The sequence below is a fragment of the Curtobacterium pomorum genome (assembly GCF_044497295.1).
GTDB lineage: Bacteria > Actinomycetota > Actinomycetes > Actinomycetales > Microbacteriaceae > Curtobacterium.
In genome coordinates, this window is record NZ_CP172409.1 from 2,046,466 (window position 1) to 2,071,117 (window position 24,652).

General features: G+C 73.7%; 22 protein-coding genes. 10 read left to right on the plus strand and 12 right to left on the minus strand.

Going from position 1 to position 24,652, the window contains the following annotated elements; genetic code table 11:
* Positions 1–86 precede the first annotated feature (86 nt).
* The 8 genes from ACGH48_RS09850 to ACGH48_RS09885 all read left to right on the plus strand — a co-directional run bounded on the left by ACGH48_RS09850 (position 87) and on the right by ACGH48_RS09885 (position 9,209).
* Positions 87–1,688 (plus strand): ABC transporter substrate-binding protein, encoded by a 1,602-nt coding sequence (locus tag ACGH48_RS09850; RefSeq protein ID WP_396288352.1) that lies wholly within the window; start codon positions 87–89, stop codon positions 1,686–1,688.
* On the plus strand, positions 1,685–2,713 hold the full coding sequence (locus tag ACGH48_RS09855; protein ID WP_340196106.1) for an ABC transporter permease: 1,029 nt from the start codon (positions 1,685–1,687) through the stop codon (positions 2,711–2,713). The genes ACGH48_RS09850 and ACGH48_RS09855 overlap by 4 nt, the downstream gene beginning before the upstream one ends.
* Positions 2,710–3,594: an ABC transporter permease gene (locus tag ACGH48_RS09860; RefSeq protein ID WP_396288354.1), complete on the plus strand. Its 885-nt coding sequence runs from the start codon at positions 2,710–2,712 to the stop codon at positions 3,592–3,594. The genes ACGH48_RS09855 and ACGH48_RS09860 overlap by 4 nt, the downstream gene beginning before the upstream one ends.
* The gene (locus tag ACGH48_RS09865) at positions 3,591–5,378 is read left to right on the plus strand and encodes a dipeptide ABC transporter ATP-binding protein (protein ID WP_396288356.1); all 1,788 of its coding nucleotides are present in this window, start codon (positions 3,591–3,593) and stop codon (positions 5,376–5,378) included. The genes ACGH48_RS09860 and ACGH48_RS09865 overlap by 4 nt, the downstream gene beginning before the upstream one ends.
* Positions 5,375–7,432, plus strand: a complete 2,058-nt coding sequence (locus ACGH48_RS09870; RefSeq protein ID WP_396288358.1) for a CocE/NonD family hydrolase — start codon at positions 5,375–5,377, stop codon at positions 7,430–7,432. Before ACGH48_RS09865 ends, ACGH48_RS09870 begins: the two co-directional genes overlap by 4 nt.
* Positions 7,429–8,130: a TetR/AcrR family transcriptional regulator gene (locus ACGH48_RS09875; protein WP_396288360.1), complete on the plus strand. Its 702-nt coding sequence runs from the start codon at positions 7,429–7,431 to the stop codon at positions 8,128–8,130. Before ACGH48_RS09870 ends, ACGH48_RS09875 begins: the two co-directional genes overlap by 4 nt.
* Before the next feature lie 29 nt (positions 8,131–8,159).
* Positions 8,160–8,573: an SIP domain-containing protein gene (locus ACGH48_RS09880; protein ID WP_123312665.1), complete on the plus strand. Its 414-nt coding sequence runs from the start codon at positions 8,160–8,162 to the stop codon at positions 8,571–8,573.
* A 135-nt stretch (positions 8,574–8,708) separates the two neighbouring features.
* Positions 8,709–9,209, plus strand: a complete 501-nt coding sequence (locus tag ACGH48_RS09885; protein WP_111084072.1) for a Dps family protein — start codon at positions 8,709–8,711, stop codon at positions 9,207–9,209.
* A 395-nt stretch (positions 9,210–9,604) separates the two neighbouring features.
* Here ACGH48_RS09885 and ACGH48_RS09890 read toward each other — a convergent pair whose 3' ends face one another.
* The 5 genes from ACGH48_RS09890 to ACGH48_RS09910 form a co-directional block, all read right to left on the minus strand.
* Positions 9,605–10,267: a response regulator gene (locus ACGH48_RS09890; RefSeq protein WP_396288363.1), complete on the minus strand. Its 663-nt coding sequence runs from the start codon at positions 10,265–10,267 to the stop codon at positions 9,605–9,607.
* On the minus strand, positions 10,264–11,481 hold the full coding sequence (locus ACGH48_RS09895) for a sensor histidine kinase (RefSeq protein WP_396288365.1): 1,218 nt from the start codon (positions 11,479–11,481) through the stop codon (positions 10,264–10,266). The genes ACGH48_RS09890 and ACGH48_RS09895 overlap by 4 nt, the downstream gene beginning before the upstream one ends.
* Positions 11,478–12,251, minus strand: a complete 774-nt coding sequence (locus tag ACGH48_RS09900) for a DedA family protein (RefSeq protein ID WP_396288367.1) — start codon at positions 12,249–12,251, stop codon at positions 11,478–11,480. Before ACGH48_RS09900 ends, ACGH48_RS09895 begins: the two co-directional genes overlap by 4 nt.
* 93 nt (positions 12,252–12,344) lie before the next feature.
* Positions 12,345–13,916 carry a D-glycero-beta-D-manno-heptose 1-phosphate adenylyltransferase gene (gene rfaE2, locus ACGH48_RS09905; protein ID WP_396288369.1) on the minus strand — a complete coding sequence of 524 codons (1,572 nt, stop codon included), beginning with the start codon at positions 13,914–13,916 and terminating at the stop codon, positions 12,345–12,347.
* Positions 13,913–15,328 carry an aldehyde dehydrogenase family protein gene (locus ACGH48_RS09910; protein ID WP_396288371.1) on the minus strand — a complete coding sequence of 472 codons (1,416 nt, stop codon included), beginning with the start codon at positions 15,326–15,328 and terminating at the stop codon, positions 13,913–13,915. Before ACGH48_RS09910 ends, rfaE2 begins: the two co-directional genes overlap by 4 nt.
* Before the next feature lie 144 nt (positions 15,329–15,472).
* Here ACGH48_RS09910 and ACGH48_RS09915 point away from each other — a divergent pair, with 144 nt between their 5' ends.
* Entirely contained in the window at positions 15,473–16,570 is a 1,098-nt protein-coding gene (locus tag ACGH48_RS09915) for a glycosyltransferase family 9 protein (RefSeq protein ID WP_396288373.1), read from the plus strand.
* A gap of 155 nt (positions 16,571–16,725) precedes the next feature.
* Here ACGH48_RS09915 and ACGH48_RS09920 read toward each other — a convergent pair whose 3' ends face one another.
* From ACGH48_RS09920 to ACGH48_RS09950, 7 genes are read right to left on the minus strand one after another with little or no spacing between them, the layout of a single operon-like run.
* The gene (locus ACGH48_RS09920) at positions 16,726–17,430 is read right to left on the minus strand and encodes an SDR family oxidoreductase (RefSeq protein ID WP_123312658.1); all 705 of its coding nucleotides are present in this window, start codon (positions 17,428–17,430) and stop codon (positions 16,726–16,728) included.
* Between the two features lie 36 nt (positions 17,431–17,466).
* On the minus strand, positions 17,467–18,834 hold the full coding sequence (locus ACGH48_RS09925) for a PfkB family carbohydrate kinase (RefSeq protein ID WP_396291117.1): 1,368 nt from the start codon (positions 18,832–18,834) through the stop codon (positions 17,467–17,469).
* 53 nt (positions 18,835–18,887) lie between these two features.
* Positions 18,888–19,508 (minus strand): SIS domain-containing protein, encoded by a 621-nt coding sequence (locus tag ACGH48_RS09930; protein ID WP_396288375.1) that lies wholly within the window; start codon positions 19,506–19,508, stop codon positions 18,888–18,890.
* On the minus strand, positions 19,505–20,836 hold the full coding sequence (locus tag ACGH48_RS09935; RefSeq protein WP_396288377.1) for a glycosyltransferase: 1,332 nt from the start codon (positions 20,834–20,836) through the stop codon (positions 19,505–19,507). Before ACGH48_RS09935 ends, ACGH48_RS09930 begins: the two co-directional genes overlap by 4 nt.
* A complete protein-coding gene (locus ACGH48_RS09940; RefSeq protein ID WP_396288379.1) occupies positions 20,833–21,834 on the minus strand; it encodes a glycosyltransferase in 1,002 nt (333 codons plus the stop codon). The genes ACGH48_RS09935 and ACGH48_RS09940 overlap by 4 nt, the downstream gene beginning before the upstream one ends.
* Positions 21,835–21,888: 54 nt before the next feature.
* Positions 21,889–22,965 (minus strand): glycosyltransferase family 9 protein, encoded by a 1,077-nt coding sequence (locus ACGH48_RS09945; protein WP_396288381.1) that lies wholly within the window; start codon positions 22,963–22,965, stop codon positions 21,889–21,891.
* On the minus strand, positions 22,962–23,528 hold the full coding sequence (locus tag ACGH48_RS09950; RefSeq protein ID WP_396288382.1) for an HAD-IIIA family hydrolase: 567 nt from the start codon (positions 23,526–23,528) through the stop codon (positions 22,962–22,964). Before ACGH48_RS09950 ends, ACGH48_RS09945 begins: the two co-directional genes overlap by 4 nt.
* Before the next feature lie 101 nt (positions 23,529–23,629).
* On the opposite strand from ACGH48_RS09950, the gene ACGH48_RS09955 reads away from it, so the two are divergent.
* Complete coding sequence (locus ACGH48_RS09955) at positions 23,630–24,622, plus strand: glycosyltransferase family 9 protein (RefSeq protein WP_340196091.1); 993 nt, start codon at positions 23,630–23,632, stop codon at positions 24,620–24,622.
* The last annotated feature ends 30 nt before the right edge of the window (positions 24,623–24,652 follow it).

Sequence of the window (24,652 nt, forward strand, 5' to 3'; positions counted from 1 at the left end):
ACTCGGGCCGACGAGGGCCAGGACTTGGGGGATCGCCGGTCTCCCTCTATCGTTCACCGGAACGATTACAGGAGGGGTCACCCCGAATGCAGCCCATCGTCCCCGAACCCCGGAACGCCCGCGGCCCGAGCCGTCGAGCGCTCCTCACCGGTGCCGCCGGTCTCGCCGGCCTCGGCCTGCTCACGCTCACCGGGTGCAGCTCCGGTGCGAACGCCGGCACCCCCACGATCCCCGAAGCGGCGGCCACCGGTGTGGCCCGACGCGGCGGTCGTCTGCGCATCGCGCGCCCGGCCGCCTCGGCCGCCGAGACGCTCGACTCCGCCAGCTCGCTGTCGGCCTACGAGTACCTCGGCGCGCTGTACAACCGGCTCGTCAAGCTCGACGAACAGGGCACCACCGTGCCCGACCTCGCCGAGGAGTGGTCCGCGAACGCCGACGGCACCGAGTGGACGTTCTCGCTCCGTCGCGGCGTGACCTTCCACGACGGCTCGCGCTTCACCGCGGACGACGCGATCGCGAGCATCCGGCACATCCTCGACGAGAAGACCGGCAGCCCGCAGGCCGGTGTCCTCGGCGAGGTGATGGACGCCGACTCGATGCGCGCGACCGACCCGTACACGCTGCGGTTCTCGCTGACCAAGCCGAACGCCGAGTTCCCGTCGCTGCTGACCGCCTACCAGTGCTACATCGTGCCGGCGGCCGCGATCACCGACATCGGCCGGACCGGGATCGGCACCGGGCCCTTCAGGCTCTCGTCGTTCACGCCCGCCGGTGCCGGCAGCGTCGAGGCGTTCGACGACCACTTCGCCGGCCGCCCCGCGCTGGACGGCATCGACTTCTACTCGATCCAGGACACCACGGCCCGGGTGAACGCGCTGCTCGCCGGGCAGATCGACCTGATCTCGCAGACGAACCTGGACTTCGCGACCGCGCGGGTGGTCTCGGCCTCCGATCGCGCCACCGTCGCCCGGTCGAAGAACGCCCAGTGGTACACGATCCCGATGCTCGCCACGAGCGACGAGTTCAGCGACCCGCGGGTGCGTCAGGCGATGAAGCTCGCCTACGACCCGCAGCAGATCGTCGACACCGCCCTGCAGGGCACCGGCTCGCCCGGGTGGGACAACCCGGTGCCGCCGCAGCTCGCCGCGTTCGTCGACGACCACCGCGAGTACGACCCGGACAAGGCGAAGGCGCTGCTCAAGCAGGCCGGCCACGAGGGGTTCCGGACGTCGATATACACGTCCAGCTACGAGTCGGTGTTCACGCCGATGGCGGTCGCCTACCGCGACGCCGTCGCCGACGCGGGCATCCACCTGACGGTCCGCAACGCGAGCTCGGACTCGTACTACACGCAGATCTGGATGCAGAAGCCGCTCATGGTGAGCTACTGGTTCACCGGCCGGCCGATCGACCAGCTGCTCAACCAGATCTTCCGCACCGGGTCGTCCTACAACGAGAGCGCGTGGTCGAACGAGACCTTCGACGGGCTGCTCGACGACGCCCGCGCCGAGATGGACGACGCCAAGCGCCTCAGCCTCTACCAGGACGCCCAACGGCTCGTCGTCGAGGACGGAGCCGACATGACGCCGATGTTCGGCGACCGGCTCGTGGGGCTCTCCCGCGACGTCGTGAACTACTTGGAGTACGGCTTCGAGTTCGACTACCTCCGGATCGGACTGCGCCGATGACGACCACGAACACGCCGTCGGACGTCCTCGTCCCCGTCCTCCGCCGGGTCGGCATCGCGGTGCTGACGGTGGTGCTCGCCTCGCTCTTCGTGTTCCTGGCCGTGCAGGCCCTGCCCGGCGACGTCGCGCAGCAGCTGCTCGGGCAGAACGCCACGCCGGACGCCGTCAAGCAGCTGCGCGAGACCCTCGGCCTCGACCAGAACGTGTGGCTCCGCTACCTGCAGTGGCTCGGTGGTGCGGTGCACGGTGACTTCGGCACCTCGCTCGTCAGTGGCGAGGCCGTCGCGCCGACGCTGTTCACGGCCTTCCGCAACAGCATGCTCATCGCCGTGCCCGCCATGCTCGTCGGCGTCACCGTGTCCCTCACGCTCGGCGTCCTCGCCGGGGTCCGTCGGGGTCGCCCGTCCGACAAGGTCATCTCGATCGTCAGCCTCGTCGTGATGAGCGTCCCCGAGTTCATGGTCGCGACCGTGCTCGTGCTCCTCTTCGCGATCGGCCTGCCGGTCTTCCCCGCCGTCGTGCTGCGGGGGAGCGACGCCACCGTCGGCGAGCTGCTACCGACGATCTGGTTGCCGATCATCGTGCTCACCCTGGCGATGGCCGCCTACATCGTCCGCACCGCGCGGTCCTCGACCATCGACGTGATGGCATCCGAGTTCGTCACCACCGCGGAGCTCAAGGGCCTGACGATGCGCCGCGTGGTCTGGAAGCACGCGGTGCCGAGCGCGCTGCTGCCGACGCTGAACGTCGTCGCGCTCAACGTCGCCTGGTTGCTCGGCGGGGTCGTCGTCGTCGAGAACGTCTTCAACTACCCGGGCATGGGCAAGCTCATGCTCGAGTCGGTCTTCAACCGCGACCTGCCGACGATCGAGGCGATCGCGCTCCTCAGCGCCGTCATCTACGTCGTCTGCAACCTCGCCGCCGACCTCGTCGCGCTCGCGCTCGACCCGAAGCTGCGGACCCGCCAGCGGCGACCCCGCACGCGCACCCGTCCGACGCGCAGCACCAGGAAGGCCGCCGCATGACCGCCATCGCCCCTCGCCGCCCCGGACGCGCCGTCCTCGCCGGCGCACTCGCGCCCCTGCGCGGCTCGACCGCGCTGAGCATCGGTCTCGGCCTCATCGCCCTGCACGTCGTGCTCGCGGTCCTCGCCCCGGTCATCGCCGGGCACGACCCGGTGGCCACGAACGCCGGCGACGTCCTCGCCGGACCGACCTGGACGCACTGGCTCGGCACCGACCAGTACGGCCGTGACGTCCTGTCGCGGACGCTCAACGGCGGCCGGTACGCCCTGCTCGTCACGTTCCTGGCCACGACGATCGCCGTCGCCGTCGGCACCGTGCTCGGCTGCATCACGGCGTACGCGGACAACTGGTTCGACGAGACCGTCATGCGCGTCGTCGACGCCCTGCTCAGCGTGCCGTCGATCCTCGCGCTGCTCGTCGTCGTCACGGTCTTCGACGCCGGCCTCTGGGTCATCGTCCTCGCCGTCACCGTCGTCTACGCGCCCGCCGTGACCCGCGTCGTCCGCGGTGCCGCCCGCACCGTCATCACGCAGGACTACGTGACGGCAGCCCGGGCCCGTGGTGAACGCGCGCTGTCGATCGTGTTCCGCGAGATCCTGCCGAACGTCCTCGACGTGGTGCTCGTCGAGTACGCCATGCGGGCCTCGTGGATCGTCCTGCTCGTCGCGTCGCTGTCCTTCCTCGGGTTCGGCGCGAACCCGCCGACCCCGGACTGGGGCCTGATGGTGCAGGAGAACCGCACCGCCCTGACCGTCGTACCGCTCGGGACGCTCGCGCCGATCGTCGCCCTGGCGACCCTCGTGATCGGGCTCAACCTCGCCGCCGACGGCCTGAGCAAGTCGCTCGGCGTCGACCGCGCCAAGCAGGGAGTGAGCGCATGACCGCCACCGACACCAGCGCCGCGTCGGCCACGACGGCGACCGCCCCGGGCCCGATCGTCCGCGTCGAGGACCTCGCGATCTCCTACGCGGCCGGCAAGCGCCTGGTCCCCGTGGTCCGGGGCGTGTCCTTCGCGATCACCGCCGGCCGCACCCTCGGCCTGGTCGGGGAGTCCGGCAGCGGCAAGTCCACGGTCGCCCGGACGCTGCTGGCACACCTCCGTGCCGGCTCGACGATCGTCGGCGGCTCGGTCCGCGTCGGCGGTGACGACGTCTTCGCGCTGTCGCCGTCCGGTCGGCGCGAGCTCCGGGGTGGCGTCGCGTCCGTGGTGGCGCAGAACGCGGGCCAGGCCCTCACCCCGTCGATGCGCGTCGGCGAGCAGATCCGCGAGGCCCTCCGCGCGCACCGTGAGCCCGACGGCCCGGAACGGGTCCTCGAACTCGTCCGGTTGGTCCGGCTGCCCGACCCGGAGGCGATCGTCCGCCGCTACCCGCACCAGCTCTCCGGCGGGCAGCAGCAGCGCATCGCGATCGCGATGGCCGTGGCGGCCCGCCCCCGGGTGCTCGTCCTCGACGAACCCACGACGGCGCTCGACGTCGTCACCCAGGCAGCCGTCCTCGACCTGATCGCGGACCTCGGCCGGCAGCTCGGCATGGCGGTCCTGCTCGTCAGCCACGACCTCGGCGTCGTGTCCGCGATGGCCGACGAGATCGCCGTCATGCGCGACGGCGAGATCGTCGAGCACGCCGCCACGGCGGCGCTCTTCGCCGCCCCGCAGCACGAGTACACGCGCGCCCTGCTGGCCGCGGTGCCGGACGGGCGACGGCCGGGAGGATCGGGGCACGTGCCCGAGGACGCGACCGCCCCGGAGACGGTCGGCTCCACGGCCACCGGCACCGTGCCTCCCGACCGCTCCGCCCGTCCCGTGGTGACCGCGGACGACCTGGTGATCCGCTACGGCCGCGGCCTGCCGGCCGCCGTCGACGGCGTCTCGTTCACGATCGCCGAGCGCGAGACGCTCGCCGTCGTCGGCGAGTCCGGCAGCGGCAAGTCGACGCTCGCGACGGCGCTGGCCGGGCTGGTGCCCGCCGAGTCCGGCACCTTCACCTACGACGACGGCACCACGAACGGCGACCTGCGCGAGCCGATCGCCGGACGGACGGCGGCACTGCGGCGCGCGGTGCAGCTCGTGTTCCAGAACGCCGACACCTCGCTCAACCCGCGGCGCACCGTGGGGGCGGCCATCGGGCGTCCGCTCAAGCTGTTCACGGGCGTCTCCTCACGACAGCGCGTCGGCGAGCTGCTCACCCAGGTCGGCCTCGGACCGGAGTTCGCCGACCGGCTGCCGGCCCAGCTGTCCGGTGGGCAGCGGCAGCGCGTCGGGATCGCGCGCGCCCTCGCCGCCGGGCCCTCGCTCGTGATCGCCGACGAGATCACCACCGCGCTCGACGTGCAGGTGCAGGCCGGGATCCTCGCGCTCCTCGCCGACCTGCAGCGCGAGCGTGGACTGAGCTGCCTGTTCATCAGCCACGACCTGGCCGTCGTCCGGGGCGTCGCCGACCGGGTCGCGGTGATGACCGGCGGCCGGATCGTCGAGATCGGACCGACCGAGCGGGTCTTCACCGGCCCGAACCACCCGTACACGTCGACGCTGCTCGCCGCGACGCTCGAACCGGGCAGCACCGTGCTGCCCGACGTCGGCGACGGTGTGCCGCGCTGGAAGCACGCCGAGGGCTGGACCGACCACGGCGACGGACACCGCACCCGCAACTGGGAGGACGCATGACCGACGGGGCCACTCCCGCCACCTTCACCGCCATCGGCGACGCGGGTTCACTGCCCGAGGGCGTGACCGTCCGCGACGAGTGGATCCCGATGCCCGACGGCGTCCGGCTGCACACCCGGATCTGGTCGCCGGCGTCGCCCGACGGTCCGGTGCCCGTCCTGCTCGAGTACCTGCCGTATCGGCTCGACGACTGGACCGCGCCCCGCGACTCCGAGCGGCACCCCTGGTACGCCCAGCACGGGTACGCGTCGGTCCGGGTCGACATCCGGGGCAGCGGTTCGTCGGACGGGTTCTTCGACGACGAGTACAGCGAGCAGGAGCTCCGTGACGGCGAGGCCGTGATCGCCTGGCTCGCCGCGCAGCAGTGGTCGACGGGCGCCGTCGGCATGTTCGGCATCTCGTGGGGCGGGTTCAACGCCCTGCAGTTGGCAGCGCGGGCACCAGCGGCCCTCAAGGCCATCGTCACGGTGTGCTCGACCGACGACCGGTACGACAACGACGTGCACTACGTCGGCGGTGCGGTGCTCGGCATCGACATGGCCGCGTGGGGCGCGACGATGTTCGCGTTCAACTCGCGACCACCGCGGCCCGAGGTCGTCGGCAGCGGCTGGGTCGACCGGTGGCGCGAGCGCCTCGAGGCGAACCGGCCGATGACGCCGGTGTGGTTGTCCCACCAGGAGCGCGACGACTACTGGCGGCACGGGAGCGCCGCCGAGGAGTACGGGAACATCGGCGCAGCCGTCCTGGCCGTCGGCGGCTGGGCCGACCCGTACCGCGACGCCGTGCTCCGACTGGTGTCGAACGTGCAGTCCCCGGTCAAGGGCATCGTGGGGCCGTGGTCGCACCAGTACCCGGACCGCGGTCTCGCACCCGGCCCGTCGATCGGGTTCCTGCAGGAGACGCTGCGCTGGTGGGACCGCTGGCTGCGGGACGAGGACACCGGGGTCGAGCAGGACCCCGCACTGCGGGCCTGGATCAACGACGGCGAAGCACCGGCGACGTACTACGCGTCCCGACGGGGTCGGTGGGTCGGCGCCGAGGCGTGGCCCTCCGCAGCGACCCACCGGCGCGTGCTGCCCCTCGCGACCCTGCGCGGCGGTGGGGACGGCCCGGTCGTCGTCCGCTCGCCACAGCACACCGGTGCCGACGCCGGCCGGTTCTTCCCGTTCGGCAACGCGACCGACCTGCCACCCGACCAGCGTGCCGAGGACGGCCGATCCGTCTGCTTCGACCTGCCCGTCGGCAAGGCGTTCGACCTGCTGGGCAACGTCGTCGTCACGCTGTCGGTCACGAGCGACGAGCCCCGCGCCACCCTGACGGTGCGGTTGTGCGACGTCGCGCCGGACGGCTCCTCGACGCTCGTCACCCGCGGGGTGCTCAACGCGGCGAAGCGGGACGGGATGGACCGCAACGACCCGCTCGTCCCGGGAGCGACCGCGTCGCTGCCGGTGCAGCTGGTCGCGACCGGTCACCGGTTCGCCGCCGGGCACCGCCTGCGGATCGCGGTCTCGTCGTCGTACTGGCCCTGGGTCTGGCCGCACGGCACCGAGGCCACCCTCACGGTCGACCCGACGACGTCCGAGGTGTGCCTGCCGGTCTGGACGCGCGACACCGACGACGACGTGCGGTTCGACGAGCCGGAGCGGTCGGCGCCGCTGGCGATCGAACGCGTTGCACCGACCGAGCGGCTGCCGCAACGCACGGTCACGCACGACGTCGAGTCGGGGGAGTGGACCCTCGACGTCGACCCCGGCTACGGCGGCGGACGGGTGTACCCGGACGGACTCGTGTTCAGCGAGGACGCCCGCGAGACCTACCGCATCCGGTCGGACGACCCGAACTCGGCCGTGGCTGCGTCGCGTTGGTCGATCGGCCTGGCGAAGCCGGAGTGGACGGCACGGCTCGAGACGTCGTCCGAGGTCACCGCCGACGCCGACGCCTTCCACGTCGTGAACACCGTCCGTGCCTGGGCTCGTGACGGCGGCCCCGACGTGGACGAGGTCCTGGTCACCGAGCAGACGTTCGTCGACGACGTCCCGCGGACCTCGGCATGACCGGCGCGGCAGCGGAGGCGGCGGGCGCGGCAGCGGAGACGGCCGGCGCGCCACCGCGGGTCCGGCAGCGTCCCGCCGTCCGGCGCGCGATGATCGTCGAGGCCGCCCGCGCCGTCATCGTCCGCAACGGCGTCGGGGCGACGGGCCTGCGGGACATCGCCGCCGAGGCCGGGGTGTCCGTCGGTACCGTGACCTACCACTTCGGCAGCGTGGCGGAGATCCTGAACGAGGTCGTCGTGCTCGAGACCGAGCGCTTCTACGGTGCGATCGTGATCGCCGTGGACGCCGAACCCGACCCTGTCGAGGCGCTGCGGATGCTCGTCGCCCCGTTGTTCGGCGACACCGAGCAGGTCCGGCAGCACTGGCGGATCTGGTCCGACTACTGGACCGCGGTCGTCCGCCGGCCCGAGGTGGCCGCCGAGTACGCCGAACGGATCCGCGTCTGGGAGGCCTGCCTGGTCCGGGTGATCCGCCGCGGCGCCGATGCCGGGGTGTTCCGGGGTGGCGCCGAGCCCGTCGACCCGGACGCCGTCGCCCTGAAGCTCGCGGCGTACAGCGACGGCGTCGCGACCCAGATCGCCCAGGGCGTCCCGGGGCTCACGAACACCGTCGCGCTGTCGTGGATGTGGACGTTCCTGGCGCACGAACTCGGCGTGCCGGCTGTGGACATCGCCGGAACCGGCCAGCAGCCCTTGTGATGAGGTAAGGCTTGCCTTACCGTTGCAGCATGGCACGGACCCGGCGACAGCCCACCGAACGCATCCTCATCGCCGGCGGCGTCGAGGACCTGTCGGAGATCCGCCGCCAGCTCGAGGACCTGCCGGAGAACGCGTACGGTCAGGTCTTCGTCGAGGTCGCCCTCGACGAGCAGGTCCGCATCCTGCCCGCTCCGCCCCGCGTGACCGTCACGTGGCTGGTCCGAAGTGCCCGCGCCTCCGCCGTGTCACCGCTCGTCTTCGCCGACCACGGTGAGGCACTCGCGCACGCCCTGACCGGGTGGGCCGCCGAGTGGTGCGTCGCCGACTGCGAACCGCGCACGAGCGTCTGGATCGGGTGCACCGACAGCCCCTGGGTCGAGCGCGCGCGGTCCGTCGTGCAGATCGAGCTCAGCGACGCCGGTTTCGACACCCTCGTCGGCTGACCGCCGCCGGTAAGGGCAGCCTCTACTTCCTTGCGGCATACAAGGGAAGGGGGCATGGTTGTGACCATCGGCAGCACCGAACTGGTCAGGACAGGCCCAGCGATCCGGTGTGACCACGACGCAGGAGGTTCAGACATGACCACGACCACCACCAGCACCACGACCACCACGTCCCCGTTCTCGACGACGCCGGAGCTCGCCGCCGGAGTGGCACAGTTCCTCGCCCCCGTCGTGATCGACCTCGAGGCACTCGTCGTCAACGGCAAGCAGGCGCACTGGCACGTCCGCGGCCGCAACTTCGTCGGCGTGCACGAGCTCCTCGACGACATCGTCGAGCACGCCCAGGCCTACGCCGACACCGCCGCGGAGCGCATCGTCGCCCTCGGCCTGCCGGTCGACTCGCGCATCGCGACCGTCGCCGCCAACACGACGCTGCCGCCGCTGTCGCAGGGCTTCCAGAACTCCGACGTGACCATCACCGAGGTCATCGCCCAGATCGACGCGGCCCTGCTGCAGGTCCGTCGCGCCGTCGAGGGCCTCGACGAGGTCGACCTCAACAGCCAGGACGTCGTCATCGAGATCGAGCGCGGCCTGACGAAGGACCGTTGGTTCCTGCAGGCGCACCTCGCCGCCTGAGTCGCGACCACCCACGGACGGGAGGCCCGGTGCCAGCTGGCACCGGGCCTCCCGTCCGTCTGCGGCCCCGTTTGCCCACCGCGACCCGCGTCGACCCGGTGCGACACTCTCGATGTCGTTCGACGACGACCTTGTCGCCGCTCCGCGTGTGCAACCGTTGCGGGCGCGCAGTTGCGACGTACTCGATGTCGTACGACATCGGCGATGTCGCTGATTGCGCGCGCAAGGACCCGCGCGTGACCTGCACTCGTGCCCGGCCGTGCGACACCGACGAGATCGCGCGACACGCCGCTGGCGCGACGCCGAGGTGCCACGGACCGATGTTTCGGCGCGCGAGATGTGCAGATTTCGGAACCTCGGGGGACGTGAGCGGCGCGGCGGACGGGCGCGGGGCGTCAGCCCAGCGGGCGAACCAGGCCGGCCTCGTACGCCAGCACCACGGCGTGCACCCGGTCGCGCAACTGCAACTTCGCCAGCACCCGCCCCACGTGGGTCTTGACGGTCTGCTCCGCGATGAACAGGTCGCCCGCGATCTCGCCGTTCGACCGCCCGCGCGCCATGAGCAGGAACACGTCGCGCTCCCGGTCGGTCAGGACGTCGAGCACCTCGGTGCGCGGAGCGGCGGTGACCGGTCCGGCGACGAACGCCTCGACCAGGTGCCGGGTCACGCGCGGAGCGAGCAGCGCCTCGCCCGCGGCCACCGTGTGCACCGCCGCGACGAGCTCGTCGGCGCTCGCGTCCTTGAGCAGGAAGCCGCTCGCCCCGGCCCGCAGGGCGTCGAACACGTAGTCGTCGATGTCGAACGTCGTCAGCATGACCACGCGGACCGGTCGGTCCGTCGGCGCCGCCGTGATCCGTCGGGTCGCCTCGATCCCGTCGAGTTCCGGCATCCGGACGTCCATCAGGATCACGTCCGGCTGCAGCCGGATCGCCGCGACCACCGCTTCGGCACCGTTCGCGGCCTCGCCCACGACCTCGACGTCGTCCTGGGCCTGGAGGATCGCCCGCAGTCCCATGCGGAACATCTGCTGGTCGTCCACCACCATCACCCGCGTCATCGGCTTCCCCCGTCGGCTGCCGGCACGCGGACGGGCAGGGTCACCACGACCGTGAAGCCGCCGTCCGCCCCGGGGCCGTGGTCGATCGTGCCGTCGAGCGCGGTCACCCGCTCGCGCATCCCGGCGAGGCCGAAGCCACCGTCGTCGGGTGGTGCGGCCGGCACGGTGCCAGCTGGTGGAGCGGTGTTGGCGACCTCGACCCGGAGACGCGTGTCGAGCCTCCTGACCGTCACGACGGTCGACGCGCCGGGCGCGTGCCGGGCGACGTTGCCGAGCGCCTCCTGCACGACCCGGTAGACCGTGAGCTGTGCGAGCCGGTCGACGTCGTCGGCGACGTCGATGTCGAGCTCCACCGCGATGCCGGCGGCGCGCGTGGCCTGCACGAGCGCGGGCAGGTCGGTGAGGTCCGGCTGCGGCGCGCGCTCGGCGGCGGTGTCCCCGCGCAGGGTGCCGAGCAGCTGGCGCATCTCGCGCAGCGCCGTGCGCGAGGTCTCGGCGATCGCGGCGAACTCGGCGCGGGCCTCCTGCGGCAGGTCGGCCACCCGGTACGGGGCCGACTCCGCCTGCATGTGCACGACGGACATGCTGTGTGCGACGACGTCGTGCAGCTCGCGGGCGATCCGGGAGCGCTCCTCGACCGTGCGGCGCCGGGCCTGCTCGAGCTCGGCGTCGCGGCGGGCCGCGACGAGCTCCTGGCGGATGCTGCGGCGCTGCCCGATGACGACGGCGGCCGCGGCGACCAGGAGCGTGTCGCCGGCCGACACGACGAAGCTCGTCGCCCACACGGCGGGCTGATCCCAGCGGCCCGGCGTCACGGCGACGAGCAGCAGGGGGAGCACGGCGGCGACGGCCCACACGATCGCGGTCAGCCGCCAGGTCGAGCGGACCCCGAGCACGACGAGCAGGACGCTCAGGCCGATGATGCCGGTGACCGGGATCGGCCACGGGCTCGTCTCGACCGGGGCAGTGAGCAGGCCGAGCGCGACGAGTCCGACCAGGTGGACCGCGGCGGCGGTGCGGGGGACGAACGGGGCGATGCCGATGCTGACCGCGAGCACCGCCGACACGAGCAGGGAGAGCGGGACGGCGACGGCGTAGTGGACCGAGGTCACCGGGGCGGCGACGCTGAACAGGGACACCACCGAGACCACGAGTGCGATCCGGGTCGCCAGCGGCAGCCAGGTCGGTCGCGGGCGGAGCAGGGCGGTGGTCACGGTCGGACGATCTCTCCGGTGGGGACGATGCGGGGTGTGGCGGACGGGGCGTGCGGGACGGGTGTGGTGCTCGCGGTGGGCCCGTCGGTCGCGGGCACCCCGGTCGCGGGCACCCCGGCCGTGGGCACGCCGGTCGTGGGGACGATCGCGGCGGCCGCTCGGGCGGCACGGGCGTCGCGCCTGCGGCTGATGCTACCGATGACCCGGTCGACCGCGATGCCGAGTCCGCCCGCGACCACCATCGACACGAGGGCGGCGACGAGCGGCTCGTGCAGCACCTGCGACGCGGCCAGGGCGATCCCGACCGAGGTCGCAGACCACGCCGTCCCGGCGATCGCACTGATGGCGAGGAAGCGACGGTAGGGCAGCCGGGTCGCCCCGGCGGTCGTGTTCACCGCGACCCGGCCGACGGGGATGTAGCGGCCGACCAGGATCAGGCTCGCGGACCGGCGCTGCATCTGCCGCTCGGCGAAGGCGAACGCCGCAGCGATCCTCGGCCGTCGGGACTGCGCCAGGCGGGCGAGTCCGATCCGGCGGCCGATCCAGTACGCCACCGAGTCACCCGCGATCGCCCCCACCGCGGCGGCCACCAGGACCCCGGCCAGGACGGGCTTGCCGGACGTGGCGGCGATGGCGGCGACGGCGACCAGGGCCGACTCGCTCGGGACCGGCGGGAAGAAGCCGTCGACGAAGCACAGGGCGACGACCACGACGTAGACGAGCGGACTCGCGGCCAACTCGACGACGAACGGGGTGATCTGGTCGAACACGGCGACGCTCCCTCCACCGACGGACCTCGTCGACGGGTTCGACGCTACGGAGCGCCGCGAGCGCTGCCATCCCGCCGGGGTCTCGACGACCCCCTACCGCGGTATGACCTTTCCGTCGGGGGTCCCCTCGGGGTCGGTCGCGGCTGCGGCCGCGGGCGCGGTGGTCGCGGCGGCCGGCACCGTGGGCCCGGCCGACGCTGCCGCGGCTTCGCGGATGCGTCGGACCACGGCCGTCGTGGAGTGCTCGGGGACGTAGTCGACCATGACGCCCTCGCCGCCGTACCCGCGGACGACGGCGGTCTCGCGGAGCATCTCCGGCGAGTAGTCCCCGCCCTTGACGTAGACCTCGGGTCGCAGCCGTTCGATGAGCGGGATCGGGGTGTCCGTCGCGAAGACCGTGACCAGGTCGACGCAGGCGAGGGCGGCGAGCACCCCGGCACGGTCCTCGGCCGGGTTGATCGGTCGCTCCGGGCCTTTCAGCCGTCGCACCGAGTCGTCGTCGTTCAGCGCGACCACGAGCAGGTCGCCGAGGTCACGGGCCTGGCGCAGGTACGTCGTGTGTCCACGGTGCACGACGTCGAAGCAGCCGTTCGTGAACACCACCCGGCGCCCGTCCTGGCGCGCTCGTTCGACCGCGACCGCGAGCTCGTCGTGGTCGACGACGGTGGCTGCCGGGGCGGTCACCGAGGCGAGCAGGGCGGCGGCGCTGCACACCGACGTGCCGGCTTCACGGACGACGACGTCGGCGGCGGCCTGCGCCACCGACACCGCGTCGCGGACGGACGCGTCGACGGCGAGTGCCACCGACGCGGCGGCGCAGAACGTGTCGCCGGCTCCGGAGGCCTGCTGTTCCGAGGCCGGGACCGCGCGGGTGCGGTAGCCCTCGTCCGAGCCGCGTTCGAGCAGCACGGTGCCGTCGCGGTCGAGCGTGACGACGGCCGCGCGGGCACCGGTGCGGGCGAGGACGTCGGCGCGGGCGTCCACGACGGCGGCCACCCGGTCGGCACCGGTCCCGAGGTCGCGGCCGAGCAGCGCTGCGGCCTCGCCGGCGTTGGGCGTGACGAGGTCGGGTCGCAACGACGCCCAGCGGGGGAGGTCGTGCGCGTCGACGACGATCGCGCCGGGGCGGTCGCGGTCCAGCACCGGCACGACGTCCTCGGCCCGGACGCCGAGCCCGTAGTCGCAGACGACCGCGGCGTCGGCGCACCGGATTGCGCGGGCGACGGCGCGCGCCAACCGTTCGTTGTGCTCGGCGGTCGGGGTGCCGGCCAGGTCGTCGACCCGGACCACGACCCGGTCGCCGCCGACCACGCGGGACTTCGTGGTGGTGCGCGCCCCGGTGATCTCGACCAGGAACGAGGTGTCGACACCGGCGGTCTCGAGCCGTTCGCGCAGGACGTCGCCGGCCTCGTCGTCGCCGATGAGTCCCACCATCCGGACACGGGCACCGAGGGCGCGGGCGTTCACCGCGGTGTTCGCGGCGCCACCGGGCACCGCGATGGTCTCGGTGACCCGGACGACGGGTGCCGGTGCCTCGCGCGAGACCCGCTCGGCCTCGCCGACGGTCCACCGGTCGAGGATGCAGTCGCCGATCACGACGACGAGCGGTTCGCGGTCGTCGATCGTGGCGACCAGGTCGCGGACGAGCCGGACGTCGACGCTCACTTCGTGCCGCCGGTGGTGCGTGCGGGTGCCGGTTCGAGATGGACGACCGTGGTGGTGGTCAGCTCGTCGAGCAGGTGCGGGCCGTACCCGAAGCCCGCTCCGGACGCGCCGCGCGGCTGGGCGCTGCCGCCCGGTGCGCCGCCGAACACCGCGTTGACCTTCACGGTGCCGACCGGCAGCTCGGCTGCGGCGCGCAGGGCGTGGCCGGTGTCGTTCGTCAGGACGGTCGCGGCGAGGCCGTAGCGGTCGGTGGCGGCGAGCCGGAGTCCCTCGTCGAAGTCGTCGACGACGCGGACCGGCGCGATCGGGCCGAAGGTCTCCTCGGTCATCACGAGCATCTCGTCGGTGCAGCCGGTGAGCACGGTCGCCGGGTAGAACGTCCCGACACCGTCCGGGGTGACCCCACCGGTCCGAGCCGTCGCGCCGCGCTGCACGGCGTCGTCGACGTGGGACTGCACGGTGCTGCGGAGCCGCTCGTCGACGAGCGGACCGTAGGTGTCCGCGGGTGCGGCCGTGCGACGCTCCGCCTCGGCCACCAGCGCGGCGACGAAGGGCTCGGCGACGTCGCGGTGCACGTACACGCGCTCGACGCTGGTGCAGATCTGGCCGGTGTTCGCGAACGCGCCGAGCGCCACCTGGGCGGCGGCCCACTCCGGGTCGACGTCGGCGTCGACGACGACCGCGTCGTTCCCGCCGTTCTCGCGGACCACATGGGCACGGGTCGCGACGGCGACCTCGGACAGTCGGTCTCCGGTCGCGGTGGACCCGACGTGCGCGTACACGTCGATGCCGTCCTGGGCGAGCAGCAGCTCGCCCGTGGAGCCGTCCCCGTCGACGCCGACGAGCACGCCGTCGGGCAGGACCTCGGCGAGCAGGGCGTTCAGGCGGGCGATGGTCGCGGGGGAGCGCTCGCTGCCCTTGTGCACCACGGTGTTGCCCGTCACGATCGCTGCGCCGAGGATGCCGCACGCCACGGCGACGGGGTCGTTCCACGGCGTCAGGGCGAGCACTACGCCACGGGGATGCGGGACCGCCCAGTCGGCGGCACCGAACTGGCCGCGCAGGGCCTCGCCGCGGTGCACCGGTCCGAGTTCGGCGTACTGCACCAGGGTGCCGACGCCCGCCTCGACCCCGCCGAGTGCATCACCCGGCACCTTGCCGGTCTCGCGGGTGTTCAGGTCGGCGAGCTCCTGCGCGTGCGCACGCACGTGCTCGGCCGCCGCGCGCAGGAGCGCGCCGCGCTCGGCCGGGGCGGTGCGCGCCCACGGGCCGGCCGCGGCCCGGGCACGGGCGACGGCGTCACGGACCTCCGGCTCGGAGGCACGGGGCACGGTCGACGCGACCGTCCCGTCGACGGGGTCGGTCACCACCAGGTCCGTGGTGGCGTCGGCAGCAGCGGGTGCGATCGTCATGGTGTCCTTCCGGAGGCGGGCGGGAGTCAGACGCTGCTCGGACTCCTCTGTGTGCGGTCTCGGCATCGCGCTTCGTGTCCATCGACGGCCCTCCGCAGCCGGGTGCTGGACGTGCCACCGGCATCCGACCGGTAGACGGGAGTCGTGCAGCAGATCGGTGTGGGCGGAGAACGGTTCGACGGCGTGACGGAGATCGCGGTGCTCCGCGGTGGGGGTCTCGGCGACCTGATGTTCGCCGTACCTGCGCTCGAGGCACTCGCGGCGGCCTACCCGGACGCGCGCATCACCCTGCTCGGCACACCCGCTGCCGCAGCGGTCCTCCGAGGGCGGACCGACGCCGTCCACGCCTTCGAGGAACTCCCGATCGCGCCGGGCGTCCGCGACTCCGGCGACGGAGCGCCCGACGCCGAGGACTTCGTCGCGCGCCTGCACGGCCGGTTCGACCTCGCGGTGCAGCTGCACGGTGGCGGCCGCAACTCGAACCCGTTCCTGCTCCGGCTCGGCGCCCGGCACACCGTCGGCACCGCGACCGAGGACGCCGAGGTCCTCGAGCGCTGGGTCCGCTACGTCTACTACCAGCACGAGGTGCTCCGTGCCCTCGAGGTCGTGTCCCTCGCCGGGGCCGTGCCCGTGACGCTCGACCCCCGGGTGCGCGTCGCCGACCACGAGCGGGCAGCGGTCCGTGAGCGGTTGGGTGTCACCGGGGACGGCGCGCGACTCGTCGCGATCCACCCCGGCGCGACCGATCCGCGTCGGCGCTGGAGCCCGGACCGGTTCGCCGCCGTCGCCCGCGCGCGTCTCGAGGTCGGCGACGACGTCGTGCTCGTCGGCGACGCGTCCGACGTGCCGGCGGCGACGGCCATCGTCGACGCGCTGCCCGCCCACCTCACCGGCCGGGTGCACGACCTGACCGGTACCGTGCCGCTCGGCGGGCTGCCGGCCGTGCTCGCCGCCGCCGACGTCATGGTCGGCGACGACTCGGGGCCGCGGCACCTGGCGGTCGCCGTCGGGACGCCCACCGTCGGCGTGTTCTGGTTCGGCAACGTCGTCAACGCCGGACCGTTCGACCGCGGGCGCCACCGCGTGCACCTGTCGTACGTGACCCGATGCCCGGTCTGCGGGGTCGACGTCACGCAGGTGGGGTGGACGGCCGAGCGCTGCGCGCACGACCCGTCCTACGTCGACGAGGTCGACCCACAGCTGGTCCTCGACGACGTGGCCGACCTGCTCCGCACCGTCTGACCGCACCGTGCAGGCAACGTCACGAAACGGACGGACGGGAGGCCCGGCGCACGACCGGCACCGCGCCTCCCGTCCGCCGTCCGCGAAAGCGACAGATCCCCGCGAACGTTCCGCAGGGATCTGTCGCTTTCGCGAGGTGGACGGGGCCGCCGGCCCTACGGCCAGCTGGGCTCCGTCGCGGGCATGATCGACAGCTCGCGGATCTCGCAGCCAGCCGGCTGCGACAACGCGAAGATGATCGAGTTCGCGACGTACTCCGGCTCGATCAGCTGCGCGTCCGGGCCCGGCTTGTACTGCTCGGTGCGGTCGGCGAAGAAGTTCGTCCGCATGCCGGCCGGGATCACGTTCGTGACGCCGATGCGGCCGGCGGTCTCGGCCGCCAGGGCCTGCGAGAACCCGCGGACGCCGAACTTCGACGCCGAGTACGCGGTGCCGTCGCCGACGCCGCGCAGGGCCAGCGACGACGAGATCGTCACGACCCGACCGTGGGTCGCCTCGAGCGCGGGGAGCGCTGCCCGGACCACCGAAGCGGTGCCGATCAGGTTGACGGCGACGATCTTCTCCCAGTTGCCCGACGAGATCGCGTCGATCGGTGCCGGCGTGTCGATCCCCGCGGCGGTGACGACGGCGTCGAGTCCGTCGTGGCGCTCGGCGGCCTGACGGACCGCCTGCTCGACCGCGTCGGTGTCCGACACGTCGACGGCCACGGCGTCGATGCCCTCGGGCACCGCGTCGACGCGCAGGTCGAGGACGATCGGGGTGCCGCCGGCCTCGGTGACCGCGGCGACGACCGCGGCGCCGAGACCGGAGGCACCGCCGGTGACGAGGACGCGGCCGATGGGGGTGGTGGGGACGGGCATGGACTTCCTTCCGTAGGGGCGTGGATCGTGTCGGCCTCAGCCGACGTGTTCGAGGGCCGCGGCGAGCCGGGTCGTCGAGCGGCCGGGGTGGAACGGGACGGTGACGACCCGTCCGCCCCACTCGGCGAGCGTCTCGGCCTCGGGCAGCTCGCTCGCGGTGTAGTCGCCGCCCTTCGCCCAGACGTCCGGCCGGAAGCGCCGCAGGGCTTCGTCGGGGGTGTGCTCGTCGAACACGACGACGGCGTCGACGCAGTCCAGGGCGAGCAGCAGTTCGACCCGGTCGTCCTGCGTCATGATCGGCCGGTCGGGTCCCTTGAGCGCCCGGACGGAACTGTCCGAGTTGAGGCACACGACCAGGCAGTCGCCGAGCGCCCGAGCCGCGGACAGCGTGCGGGCGTGGCCGGCGTGCAGCAGGTCGAAGCAGCCGCCCGTCGCGACGACGGTGCCGCCGACACTGCGGACGTCGTGCACGGTGCGCAGGGCGTCGCGGTCGGCGCCGGGCACCGGGAGCGGAGCCGCGCCGACGTCGGCGAAGAGCGCCGCGACGCCGCCGGCCGCGAGGTACTCGGACGCGGCGACCACACCGGCGGAGACGGCATCGGGGACGTCCGCTCCACCGGCCAGCGCGACGGCGACCCCGGCGGCGAGCCGGTCACCGGCACCGCAGGGGTCGCCGGCGCTGACGGAGGGCGCCGGGACGAAGCGGCTGTCGCCCTCGGCATCGGCGAGGAGGGCCCCGCGGTCGCCCATCGTCACGGCGACCGCGCCGACCTCCCACTGCTCGACGAGCCGGGCTGCGGCGACCGTGGCGAAGGGCACGCCGTGCCCCTCGACGTCGGTGAAGCGTCGTGCCTCGGCGGCGTTCGGGGTGGCCACGGTGATCCCGGCGACCGGTGCGGCGCCCTTCGGGTGCGGGTCCCACACCACGGGCGTGCGCTCGGCGACCCGTGCCAGGGCGTCACGGAGGGCCGGGACGGCGGCGACCCCGCGGCCGTAGTCGGCGACGACGACCGCGTCGACGTCGTCGAGGGCGGCGGTCATGGCGTCGGTCGCCTCGGGGACGGGCGGGGTCGCGCAGCCCTCGTCGATCCGGACCAGGGCGTGGTCGACGACGCGCACCCGGGTCTTCACCGGTGTCGGTGCGCCGGACGGGCCGGCGACGACGGTGACGTCGGGGAGCAGGTGGCGGATCTCCTGCGCGCGGGCGTCGTCGCTCAGCACGGTGACCAGGGTGACGTCGTGCCCGTCGCGCGCGAGCATCGTGGCGACGAGTCCGGCACCACCCGCTCGGCGGTCGTCGGTGGTGACGTCGACGACGGGGACGGGCGCGTCCGGACTGAGCCGTTCGCTCGTGCCGGCCACGTCGACGTCGAGCAGCGTGTCGCCCACGACGGCGATCCGCAGGCGACGACCGGCGGTGCGGTGGGGTGCCGACGGCTGCGGCTGCGGTTGTGTCGTCATCGTCGTCCTCCACGGTGCAGTGCGGGCTCCATCGCCCGGCACAGGGCGTGCACGAGCACGAGCTGCGCCTCCTGCACGTTGGCGGACGGGCCCTCGATGCAGATCGCGTCGTCCACCGCGTCGGCCAGCGGGTTCGGTCGCGGTCCGGTCAGTGCGACCGCACGTGCACCGACGGCGCGGGCGGCCTCGGCGGCGCGGAGCAGGTTCGGGCTCCTGCCGCTGGTCGACAGCAGCACGACGACGTCGCCGACCCGGGCGTGCGCCGACACCTGGCGGGCGAACACCTGGTCGAACCCGTAGTCGTTGCCGATGGCCGTGACCGCCGAGGTCTCCGCGTGCAGCGAGATCGCCGAGTAGGCGGGGCGGTCGCCGTCGAACCGACCGGTGAGCTCCGAGGTCAGGTGCTGCGCCTCGGCGGCGGATCCGCCGTTGCCGGCGGCGAGCAGCCGTCGGCCCGCGACGAGGCGGCCGGCGATGTCGTCGGCCCAGGCGGCGATGTGGTCGTGGTGGTCGACGAGTGACGCGATCACGGGGACCGAGGCGGCGACGTGGTCGAGCACGATGCGTGCACTCGCGGTCGTGTGCTCGTCGATCCCGGGCTGCTGGTCGATGGTCATCGGGCGGTCCTCTCGGTCGGCTGTGCGGCACGGGTGACCCGTCCGGCGTGGGTGGCGGTGCGCTGCGGTGCGCCCGCGGGTGCGGTCGGTGCGGCCACGGCGACCGCACCGGCCAGGAGCCGCTCGTAGACGCGCTCGCTGTCCGCGGCGACCTTCTGCCACGTGTACCGGGACTCGGCGCGTGCGCGGCCGGCCCGGCCGAGTGCCTCGCGGCGGTCGGGGTCGTCGAGCAGGGCGCCGACGGCGGCAGCGACCTCGGCCTCGTCGCGCGGCGGGACGTGCAGCCCCGTGCCGTCCTCGACGACGGTGTCGATGAGGCCGCCGACGCTCGACGCGACGACGGGTCGTCCGCAGGCCATCGCCTCGAGGGGCACGATGCCGAAGGGCTCGTACCAGGGTGCGCAGACCACGACGTCGGCACTCCGGTAGACGGCGGGCATCTCGTGCTGCCCCAGCTGGCCGCGGAAGGTCACGTGGTCACGGACCCCGAGCGTCCGGGCGAGGGCGTCGAGCCGCTGGTACTCGGGGTCGTCCACCAGGTCGGCCCCGGCGACGCCGGCACCGCCGACGACGACGAGTTCGACGTCGCGACCCTGGGCGACCAGGGCGGCGAGCGCCGCGATCGTCGTGCCGACGCCCTTGCGCCGCACCAGGCGCGACGCGGTGAGGACCCGCTGTGCACGGCCGCGCTCCTCGACGGGTCCGTCCGGGCGGAACAGCGACACGTCGACGCCGCACGGCACGACGGAGATGCGCTGCAGGGGGACTCCGAGCGCCTTGAGTTCGAAGGCCTCGTCGGAGCACGTGGCGACCACCTGGTCGGCACTCCGCCCGACGGCCGGTTCGAGCCACTCGCGCTCCGCGGGACTCGTGTCGGCCGACCCCTGGTGTCGACGCTTCACGACGCCGAGCGCGTGGAACGTCTGCGCGACGGGGATGCGGGTGCCACCGGTCCGCGCCTGCACCTGCGCGACGGCGTCGAGCGCCGCGTGCCCGGACATCCAGAAGTGGGCGTGCACGACGTCGGGCCGGTCCACGAACCACTCCGCGGCGAGCACCGACGCGAACGTCCCCATGTACGGGAACAGCTCGTCCTTCGACACGTGCCGCGCGGGTCCGGCGTCGACGTGCACGACCTCGACACCGGGGCGCAGCGGGACCCGGACGGGCTGCGCCGCGTCGTCCCGCCGCGTGTAGACGGTCACCTGGTGCCCGCGGTCGGCGAGCGCTCCGGACAGTTCGGCCACGTGGACGTTCTGTCCACCGGCGTCGACACCGCCGAGCACGGCGAGCGGACTCGCGTGCTCGGACACCATCGCGATCTTCATCGGGGGCTCCCCTCGAGGGCGGCCGCGGCCACCCGGTCGCTTCCGGTACCACGGGTCACGGCGTCGTCGAGCAGCTCGTCCCAGTCGGCGGTGAAGCGGCCGAGCGCGTGTCGTGCGAGCACGGCCTCGCGGGCCACGGCGCCCCGTCGGCGTGCCTCGTCGGGGTCTTCGATGAGGATCCGGGAGGCGCGCACCAGCTCCTCGACGTCCGTCGCGATCGCACCGGCCTCGCCCGGCACCGTGCGGGGCGCGTCGGTCGAGGCCAGCACCAGGACGGGCATGGCCAGGTGCATCGCCTCGAGGAGCGAGAGCCCGAGCGAGGTCCACCGGTTCGGGTGGACGTAGGCCCGTCGTTCGGCGAGTGCGGCGTGCATCGGGTCGGCCTGGACGTCGCCCTGCGCGACCACACGGTCGCCGAAGCCGAGTTCCGGCAGTCGTTCGGTGCGCATGCCCCAGACGTCGACGGGCGCCACGGCCGCGAACCGGGGGAGCAGGTCGGTGCCGACGACGCGGTTCCGGCGGACGGGCTCGTTGATGACGACGCCGAGGCGTTCGAGTGAGCCGGTGTACAGCGGCCCGGGGTCGACGACCCCGTGCTCGACGACGGTGGTGCGCGTGGTCCCGCAGTCCCACATCAGCGCGTTCCAGTGCGTGACGTGCGCGATGGTCAGGTCGTCGCGGTCGCGGAACGGGTGCAGGCTGTTCGGCACGTCGACCCGGGGGGCGTTGTGCTCGACGAAGACGATCGGCACGTCGCGACCGCCGAGCAGGCGCTTCGCCGCGTCGAGTTCCTCGGTGCGCTGCAGGACGACGACGTCCACGTCGGCGTCGGCGACGTCGGCGGGGTCGATCTCGATCGCGGACGCCGGCCAGGCACGGCCACCGCGGCCGAGGCCCCAGGCGTCGCGCTCCGGTGTGGTCGGGATCAGGTACTCGTGCGGGCCGCGGACGAACGCGTCCATCCAGCCACCGTGCACGTGCCACACGAGGATGCGCATGCGGAGCCTTTCGGGTGGGTCGGGCAGGAGGAGAAGGAGGAGCAGTGGCGGACGCTACGCAGCGCCTTCTGGGGCGCTCCGCAGACTTCTCGGTTCCATCCGCGAAGCGCGGTCGAGCAGCCGTCCGTGGGCTGCGAGGACGTCCTCGATGCGCACCGTGGACAGGCACGGGTGCCCCGCGACGGGGCACTCCCGCGCCCGGCTGAGACGGCACGGAGCGGCCTGGTCCCCGAGGAGTTCGACCAGCGGCGCGTACGGCGCCCACTTGACCGCGGGGACGACCGGCGAGAACAGGCTGACGATCGGAGCCCCGACCGCAGCGGCGAGGTGCGCCGGGCCGGTGTTGCCGACGACGACGACCTCGGCGCCGGCCAGGACGGCGGCGAGCTCGGCCGGCGTGGTCCGGCCGCCGAGGTCGACGGCGGTGTCACCGGCGACGGCGGCGGTGAGGTCGCGTTCGCCGGGGGAGCCGGTCACGACGACGGGCATGCCGCGCTCGGCGTAGGCGGCGACGAGCTCACGGTGGTGCGACTCCGGCCACGACCGGGTCGGCACGCTCGCGCCGGGGTGGACGACCACGTACCGCTCCAGCCCGGCCACGGACCGTGGTGCGACGGCGTCGTGGCGGACCACGAGCCTCCCGTCGTCCTCCGGCGGCAGCCGGAACCCTGCCGCCGCGGCGATCCGCAGCGCACGTTCCGGCTCGGGGAGGTCCTCGGGCAGGTCCTCGCCGGGCCGGAGCCGGACGTCGAGCAGTGCGCCGGGGTGGTCGACCGACGCCCCGGACACCCGGGGGACGCCGGCCAGGCGCAGGAGCAGCGCCAGCGGCAACGGCGACTGGTGGAACGAGGTGAGGACGACCGCTTCGTCGGGGCGTTCCTCGGCGACGAGCCGACGGAACTCGTCGAGCACGGTGTCGTCGATCTGCCGCGCGGTCTCGGTGACCCACGGCGCGGCCCACACCCGGACCCGGTCGACGCCGGGCAGCAGGTCGGCCGCCGGCGCGCCCTGCGGCCCGCACAGCATCGTGACGTGCGACGCCCCGGCGGCGACGGCGCGGACGGCGGGGCCGGCGACCAGGACGTCGCCGAACGAGTCGAGGCGCGCCACGAGGACGCGGGGACGGCTCACGCCCGGTCCCGCTCGACGAGCGAGGGCTCGGCCGCCGCGATCACGAGGTCGACGGCCTCGGCGAGGGTCCGCGCGACCGTGTCGGCGGCGTCGACCTCCTCGGCGCGCGTGCGCGGCGTCGGCACGAGCACGCCCTGCGCCCCGGCGGCCTGCGCCGCCAGCACGTCGGCGCCGATGTCGCCGATCACCACGAGCGCCTCCGGGGGCACGCCGAGTCGCTCGGCCGCGTCGAGCACCATGCCCGGGCGCGGCTTCCGGCAGGCGCAGTCGTCGGCGGCGTCGTGCGAGCAGACGCACCAGACGTCGAACGGTCCGACGAGCTCGTCGACCCGGTCGTTCGTCGCGTCCACCTGCGCACGCGTCGCGAGGCCCTTCGCGATCGCGGACTGGTTCGTGACCACGCCGAGCAGCAGTCCCGCCGCACGGGCCCGCTCCACGGCACGACGAGCGCCGGGGACGGGGACCACCAGGTGCGGGTCGGCGTTGTAGGGGACGTCCACGACGAGGGTGTCGTCGCGGTCGAAGAGCAGGCCGCGGATCACGCGGTCCGGTGCGAGGGACATGCTCCCGGAGTACCGGGGAGCCGCCGGGCGCCGCCCCAGGAACAGCCGGGGAACGCGTTGGCTGCCGACGCGACCAGCGCACAGCGCCTACCGTCGCGGTCGTGACCGCCCTCGAGACACTCCCCGACGCCGACGGACGCCCCGAACTCGTCGTCCTCCGCGCCATCAAGCTCGGCGACCTCCTGGTCGCCGTCCCCGCGCTCCGTGCCCTGCGACGGGCCTTCCCCGACCACCGGATCACCCTCGCGACGACCGCGTGGTTGGCTCCGGTCGTCGAACTCGTCCCGGCGGTGGACGTCCACCTGGCGCAGCACGGCCTCGACCACCCGATCGCCGTCCCCGCGGGCACGGTCGACATCGCGGTGAACCTGCACGGCGCCGGTCCGGAGTCGTCCGACCTGATCGCCGCCCTCCAGCCCCGCCGGGTCATCGGGCACGCGGACCCCACCCACGGCTACGAGGGTCCGGAGTGGCGGTCCGACGTGCACGAGCGCGACCGCTGGGCGGACTTGCTCACCTGGCACGGCGTGCCCGCCGACGCCGACGACGTGTCCCTCGCCCGTCCGGTGGCGCCGCCCGTCGTCGCCGACGCCGCCGTCGTGCACGTGGGTGCCTTCCACGGGGCGCGGCACTGGCCGACGGACCGCTTCGCCGACGTGGTGCGTGGGCTGCGGGACCGCGGTGCCGACGTGGTCCTGACGGGAGGCGCGGACGACGTCGTCCGGGCCCGTGCCGTCGCGGACTCGGCCGGCCTGGCGCCGGGGGCGGTGCTGGCCGGCTCCCTGGAGCTGCAGGACTTCGCGGGGGTGGTCGCCGCGGCACGCGTCGTCGTGACCGTCGACACCGGCGCCGCGCACCTCGCGACCGCCTACGGCGTGCCGTCCGTGGTGCTCTTCGGTCCGGCGCCGCCGGAGGCATGGGGACCCCCGGCATCCGGCCCGCACATCGTCCTCACGGACGCCTCGGTCCGGCGCGGCGACGTCTTCGCTGAGGACCCCGACCCCGCCATCCTCGCGGTCGGGGCGGACGACGTGCTCGCCGCGGTGGACCGACTCGGCGTCCTCGCGGTGACCGCACAGGCGACCGACCGGTAGCGTCGACCGAGAGCCACCCGGACCCACCGG

Excerpts from the sequence above, each read along its gene's own strand:
- ACGH48_RS09865 (WP_396288356.1), top strand. The coding sequence starts at position 3,591 with ATGACCGCCACCGACACCAGCGCCGCGTCGGCCACGACGGCGACCGCC.
- ACGH48_RS09855 (WP_340196106.1), top strand. The coding sequence starts at position 1,685 with ATGACGACCACGAACACGCCGTCGGACGTCCTCGTCCCCGTCCTCCGC.
- ACGH48_RS09890 (WP_396288363.1), bottom strand. The coding sequence starts at position 10,267 with ATGACGCGGGTGATGGTGGTGGACGACCAGCAGATGTTCCGCATGGGA.
- ACGH48_RS09910 (WP_396288371.1), bottom strand. The coding sequence starts at position 15,328 with ATGACGATCGCACCCGCTGCTGCCGACGCCACCACGGACCTGGTGGTG.
- ACGH48_RS09885 (WP_111084072.1), top strand. The coding sequence starts at position 8,709 with ATGACCACGACCACCACCAGCACCACGACCACCACGTCCCCGTTCTCG.
- ACGH48_RS09860 (WP_396288354.1), top strand. The coding sequence starts at position 2,710 with ATGACCGCCATCGCCCCTCGCCGCCCCGGACGCGCCGTCCTCGCCGGC.
- ACGH48_RS09850 (WP_396288352.1), top strand. The coding sequence starts at position 87 with ATGCAGCCCATCGTCCCCGAACCCCGGAACGCCCGCGGCCCGAGCCGT.
- ACGH48_RS09880 (WP_123312665.1), top strand. The coding sequence starts at position 8,160 with ATGGCACGGACCCGGCGACAGCCCACCGAACGCATCCTCATCGCCGGC.
- ACGH48_RS09870 (WP_396288358.1), top strand. The coding sequence starts at position 5,375 with ATGACCGACGGGGCCACTCCCGCCACCTTCACCGCCATCGGCGACGCG.
- ACGH48_RS09875 (WP_396288360.1), top strand. The coding sequence starts at position 7,429 with ATGACCGGCGCGGCAGCGGAGGCGGCGGGCGCGGCAGCGGAGACGGCC.
- ACGH48_RS09920 (WP_123312658.1), bottom strand. The coding sequence starts at position 17,430 with ATGCCCGTCCCCACCACCCCCATCGGCCGCGTCCTCGTCACCGGCGGT.
- ACGH48_RS09935 (WP_396288377.1), bottom strand. The coding sequence starts at position 20,836 with ATGAAGATCGCGATGGTGTCCGAGCACGCGAGTCCGCTCGCCGTGCTC.
- ACGH48_RS09950 (WP_396288382.1), bottom strand. The coding sequence starts at position 23,528 with ATGTCCCTCGCACCGGACCGCGTGATCCGCGGCCTGCTCTTCGACCGC.
- ACGH48_RS09930 (WP_396288375.1), bottom strand. The coding sequence starts at position 19,508 with ATGACCATCGACCAGCAGCCCGGGATCGACGAGCACACGACCGCGAGT.
- ACGH48_RS09940 (WP_396288379.1), bottom strand. The coding sequence starts at position 21,834 with ATGCGCATCCTCGTGTGGCACGTGCACGGTGGCTGGATGGACGCGTTC.